This is a genomic window from Streptomyces sp. CO7 (assembly GCF_053474865.1).
This window is the reverse complement of record NZ_JBRIOU010000002.1, coordinates 1212745-1217705: the sequence shown is the minus strand read 5'-3', so window position 1 is coordinate 1217705 and position 4961 is coordinate 1212745. Positions and strand designations below refer to the sequence as shown.

Genomic DNA, 4961 nt, shown 5'->3' with positions numbered 1-4961 from the left:
GAGGGTGCGCGTGCGGAGGGACAGGGTCCTGGAGGAAGGCCGTGCGGACATGGGCGTCGGATCTCCATGAGGGCTCGGGAAAGGCCGACGCGGCGTCTCTCGGCCCGTCGGCCCGATCGTCCGCCGCAGCCTAACCCGGGCCCCCGGCGGCCCCGGTCACCGGGGCCGCCCCGCCCAGGACGCCCGCGCGCCCCAGGTCAGCGCCGTGCCGGACGCGGGATGCCCTCCAGCAGCCAGTGGGGACCCACCGTCCAGCCGAGGAACCGGCGTCCCCCGTGCGCCTCGACCGCCTCCCCGGCCACCGCGTTCAGCAGCCCGCGGACCGCGGGGGCGAGCCGGGCGGTGACCCGGGCGGACCGGCGACCGGGGCCGTCCGCCTCACCCGTGAGCCGGGCGAGGACGCCCTCCCGCTCCGTCGGGGAGCACAGCGACAGGAAGAACACCGCCTGCCGCCAGGCGTAGGCCGCGTCCTTGACGGTGCCGAGCGGCCTCGGGTTGTTCTCGAGCCGCTCGACCAGTCGCCACACCGTCAGGAACGCCTCACGTGCGGGGCCTTCCCAGCCGTCGCGGGGCGCGACCCCTGCCCGGGCCACCAGGGTGGCGAGGTTGTGGGTGGTGAGGATCTGGGCCTGTTCGATCACCATCCCGTCGGCCGCCACCGATCCGGACCCGCGGACCGCCCCACGCGATGCGTCCCGTGCCCGCCGGGAACACCGGGCGGCGAAGTCCGCCCCGTCCGGGGCGCCCTCGTCGAGTCCGTAGTACCGCTCGTACGGCGTGCCGGCCAGGAGTTCGCCCGCGATCCGGGCGGCGTGGGCGAACTTGGGGCTGAAGGAGCCCATGAAGATGTCCGCCGCCAGCTCCTCCACCATCGGCGCGTCCAGCCCCGACTGTCGTGCCAGTGTCCCGAGTTCACGGACCAGCGGGTTGGGCAGGAGGGTGCCGGGGAAGGCCGTGAGGGCCAGTTCCCCCAGTTCGCGCAGCACCGCGGCCGGGCCCTCGCCGCCGTCCTCGGGACGGCGCAGCGGGACGACGGCACGGATCCAGGGCAGCTCCTCCACCCTGACCTGAGAGGCCAGGTTCAGCAGGAGCAGCGAGCGCCTGCCGCGGAACGCCCGGTAGACGGCTGCCGTGAGGGTGCACAGCGAGGCGTCCTGCCAGCCTCGCGCCCAGACGGCCCCCACCAGTTGGGGCGTGAGCTGGGCCAGCACCTCCGCCGAGGGGACGACGCCGCGCTCGACCAGGGTGGCGACCGGCGCGCTGAGCGCCGCCTCGACCGGCTTGCGCACCGCGGGCGGAACGATCGTGCCCTCGGGCGGCCCGCCGGCGGCCGCCTCACGCGCGGTGACCGGTCCGGTCGGGCCGGCGACGTCGGTGAGGCCGGTGTCCTGGGGAAGCTCGGCGAGACGGTCCGCCACCAGCCGGGCCATCCGGTGGTGCGAGGGGAGCGCCGCCTGAACGGCCTGGGCGCGGCGCAGTTCGGCGTGGCGCGGCGAGCCGGGCACGCCCCGCTTGCGCACCATGCCGGTGACGGCGGCCCGCAGCAGTCCGAGCAGGCGCGCGTCCGGGGTGCGACCGGCCACCGCCTCCTCCAGGGCGGCGCGCAGGACGCCGAGGTTCTGCCGCGGGTCGCGGTGCTTGGTGCAGTAGGTGTGGCGGGCGGCGAGGTCCTGGTAGCGGCGCAGCAGCGACGCGCCGCGCTCACGCCAGGCGGCGTCGGGGACACGGGCGAGCACCACGCCGTCCTCGGCCGTCTCCAGCCAGTGGCTCAGCAGGGCGTCGCCGAACGGGTGCCAGACGGCGAGGGCCTCCCGCTGGGCCTCGACGCCGCGGTGGGGACCGCGGCCGCTCAGCGCGGCGCGCGCCCGGCCGACGGTGACGCGGTGCACGGCGTCCGGCCCGGGGGCGGGCCGCTCGGCGGGGCGCGGGAGGAAGCGCAGCCGGCCCGCGAACGGCTCGAGTTCGCCGACCAGGTCGACGGCCGCGTCCGTCTCGCCCGCACGGCCCAGCCAGGCCACGGTGAGCAGGGCGGCCTCCTCGGGCACGGCCACCTCGTAGGCGCCGCTGTCGAGCAGCTCGCAGAGCTGGGACAGGCCCTCCTCGGTGAGGAAGTGCTCGAAGAGCGCCCGGCGGTCCTCGCGCAGTCCGGCCCGTCGGGCCGCTTCCCTCTCGTGGGGCCGCAGCGGGCCGCCCGCGCTCGGGGCGCCGGTGGCGAAACCGCCGTGGGCGACCTCGAGGGTCACCCATGCGGGCAGGCCGGCCACCGGCGTGCGGGAGCCGACGGTCAGCCGTCCGTCCGTCATGGCGCTCAGCACGGCGCGCCACCGCTCCCCCTTGCGACCCGCTCGTGCGCGGACCTCGGGGTCGTGGTGGGTGCGTGCGGTGGTGAGCGCCTTGGCGAGCTGCCCGAGCGGGTAGCCGGTGCCGACGGTCGTCGCGGATCCGGTCGTGGTGCGCTGCTGCTCAGCGTTCTCGTTCATGGCCGACGTGGCGGGTTCCGCCCCCGCGCCCTCCAGGTCCCGAGCCTGGCGCTCTGGCTGACTGAGCTACACGTCGTGGTGCCGCCGATTCTGTCGGCGTGACCGCCCGGCGTTCAACCGACTTTCGGTCACGGGGCCGCCCGCGCCGACTCCGAACGGGTGAATGGGGAATGCATGCAGTGCCTCGGTCGCTGGACCTTGGCGACGATGGCGTGCAGCTGCCCGGAAAGGATGTACCCCATGGTGGACGTCGGACGCTTCGGCATCTGGAGCGGCAAGCTCCGGGAGGGCGGGGACGAGGCGGTGGAGGCCGTCGCCGAGCTGGACCGGCTGGGTTTCGGAGCCGTGTGGTTCGGCATGGCCTCGGTGCCGGCGGCGGGCGAACTGCTGGCGGCGTCCTCGCGCATCGCGGTGGCGACCGGCATCCTGAGCATCTGGCAGTACGACGCGGCGATGGTCGCCGAGCAGGCGGCGGCCGTGGAGGACCGGCACCCGGGGCGTCTGCTGCTGGGGCTCGGCGTCAGCCACGCGCCGCTGGCCAAGGACTACCGCAAGCCGTACTCGGCGATGGTCGACTACCTCGACGCGCTGGACTCGGCCTCCGCGCCGTTGCCGAAGGAGTCGCGGGCCCTGGCAGCGCTGGGTCCCCGGATGCTGCGGCTGGCCGCCGAGCGCACCGCGGGCGCCCACCCCTACCTGGTGGACGCGCAGTTCGTGGCGCGGGCCCGGGAGACGCTCGGCGCGGGTCCGCTGCTGGCGCCGGAGGTGAAGGTGGTGCTGAGCGCGGACGCGGCCGAGGCGCGCCGGATCGGCCGGGAGACGGTCGACATGTACACCCGGCTCCCCAACTACACCGACAACTGGCTCCGGATGGGCTTCGAGGAGAAGGACTTCGAGGACGGCGGCAGCGACCGGCTGATCGACTCGGTGGTGATCTGGGGCGACGACGACACGGTCCGCGCGCGTCTCGCGGAGTTCCACGACGCGGGCGCCGACCACGTCGCGGTCCAGGTCCTCGACGGCTCCCCCGACCGGCACCCCCGCGAGGGCTGGCGCCGCCTGGCCGAGCTGCTCGAGCTGCGCTGACCGCGCGGGTGGCCCCGGGGAACGGTCCCCGGGGCCACCCGTGGTGCGGTGCCGTGGGACCCGCGGTGCTCACACCCCCGGTCCGCCGGCGGCTCAGGCCGTGACGAGGGTGAGTCCGTACCGCCCGAGGATCTCGTTCACCGGCTGGAACCAGGTCTGGCCGCCGCTCGAGCAGTTGCCCCAGCCGCCCGAGGTGACGCCCTGGGCCTGGTCGCCGCTGATGAACGAGCCGCCGGAGTCGCCGCCTTCGGCGCACACGCTGGTCTTGGTCATCTGACGCACCGCGCCCTGGCTGTAGTTGACCGTCTCGTTCTTGGCCAGCACGGTGCCGCAGTGCCAGTGGGTGGTGGAGCCGGAGCGGCAGATCGACGCCCCGACCGGCGCCTCGTTGGAGCCGCGCACCAGCTGGTCGGAGACGGTGCCCCAGCCCAGCACCACCGGCACGGTCCACCAGCCGCTGCCGACGTTCACCCAGGCGTAGTCGTTCTCGGGGAACGACGAGCCCTGGATGTTGCCGATGTAGGTGCGGTCCCAGCCGCTGACCGACTGGCCGGCCCCGCCGCAGTGCCCGGCCGTGACGAAGCCTCCGACCACGGAGAAGCCTATGGAGCAGCGGACGTTGCCCGTGTAGAAGGGGTCACCGCCGACGGTGCCCGCCGCCAGGGTGCGCGGCGCGCCCGGAACGCTCTCGACGGTCACCGGACCGGCCGCGCGGGCCCGGTCCAGGAACCGCTCGACGGCGTCGTCGGAGCGGCTGCCTTCGGCGACGTTCACCACGACGGTGTTGGCCTGCGGGTCGACGTGCCAGCCGGTGACCCCCTCAGGGGCGTCGAGCCGGTCGACGCGCCGCTGCGCGGCGGCCAGTTCCCGCGCGTCGTGCCGGACCGTGCGGACCTCCGCGCCGGTGGCCTTCACCGCACGGCGGGTACGGTCGGGGGCGTCCGCGGTGACGGCGACGGTGAGCCGGCCGGTCTTCGCGTCGAACCAGGAGCCGCCGTAGGAGTCGCCCGCCGCGCGGCGTGCCGTGGGCTCGAGCGCGGTCGCGCTCTTCTCGGCGGCGAGACGTTCCTCGGCCTGTGCGGCGGTGAGGCCGAGGTCGTGCCGCATGGCCCGCAGCAGCCCGTCGGAGGCGGGTGCCTGCGAGGCGGCGGAGGACCGGCCGTCGTCGGCCGAGGCGGTGGGGGCGGCCGCGGTGGCCCATGTTCCGACGACGAACAGGGCGGCGAGTGCGCCGCGGGTGAGGGCTTTGCGTCTCATGGGGGGTGCCTTTCGGTTCGTTCCGGTAGGGGGTCGGTGGAACCAGGGGTCTCTGAGAGCGCTCTCCCGGCCGGCCGACGGGCCCGCGGCAGGCAGGGAGACGGGAGGGTGCGGAACGGAAGGGGAGGGAGAGAGGGT

General features: G+C 75.3%; 3 protein-coding genes and 1 tRNA gene. 1 reads left to right on the top strand and 3 read right to left on the bottom strand.

Annotation, left to right across the window (positions count from 1 at the left end; genetic code table 11):
- Window positions 1–197 precede the first annotated feature (197 nt).
- On the bottom strand, window positions 198–2480 hold the full coding sequence (locus ACOV8S_RS07475; RefSeq protein WP_448316847.1) for a hypothetical protein: 2283 nt from the start codon (window positions 2478–2480) through the stop codon (window positions 198–200).
- Window positions 2480–2556 (bottom strand) — tRNA-Pro (locus tag ACOV8S_RS07470). The genes ACOV8S_RS07475 and ACOV8S_RS07470 overlap by 1 nt, the downstream gene beginning before the upstream one ends.
- A 164-nt stretch (window positions 2557–2720) precedes the next feature.
- Between ACOV8S_RS07470 and ACOV8S_RS07465 the strand changes: the two genes are divergently transcribed.
- Complete coding sequence (locus tag ACOV8S_RS07465; protein WP_448316846.1) at window positions 2721–3566, top strand: LLM class F420-dependent oxidoreductase; 846 nt, start codon at window positions 2721–2723, stop codon at window positions 3564–3566.
- A gap of 93 nt (window positions 3567–3659) precedes the next feature.
- Here the strand turns inward: ACOV8S_RS07465 and ACOV8S_RS07460 are convergent, their stop codons facing one another.
- A complete protein-coding gene (locus ACOV8S_RS07460; protein ID WP_448316845.1) occupies window positions 3660–4823 on the bottom strand; it encodes a S1 family peptidase in 1164 nt (387 codons plus the stop codon).
- Window positions 4824–4961 lie beyond the last annotated feature (138 nt).